At 52.0% G+C, this 321-nt stretch carries 1 protein-coding gene; it reads right to left on the minus strand.

The genetic code is table 11. From position 1 onward, the window contains the following. Positions 1-321 (minus strand): Ig-like domain-containing protein (locus SCT_RS17250; RefSeq protein ID WP_144408316.1); only part of this gene is annotated, 321 nt, incomplete at both ends.

The following is a 321-nucleotide window of genomic DNA, read 5'->3' on the forward strand; positions in this document are numbered from 1 at the left end:
TTGCCGACCTTGCAAAGCTGCCGATCAACAACAATCCAGAGCCAAGCAACAGAATCCCCCACTGGGGTAATACGGGAATATCATTATCCGGCAGCGCGGCCACAGTTTCGTTGAATGCAGTCATAGTGGTGCTCCCTGCGTTGTTTGCATCGCCAGAGTAAATCGCTGTGATTGAATCGCTGCCCACAACCGTCAACAGGGTCGTTGTCAGTGTCGCCACACCGTTAATTAATTGCACCGGCGAACCGAAGTTCGCGCCATTTACCTGAAACTGCACAGTCCCTGTTGGCGAATTTCCCGTCACTGTCGCAGTGAATGTAA

It is taken from the genome of Sulfuricella sp. T08, from assembly GCF_000971475.1.
GTDB lineage: Bacteria > Pseudomonadota > Gammaproteobacteria > Burkholderiales > Sulfuricellaceae > Sulfuricella.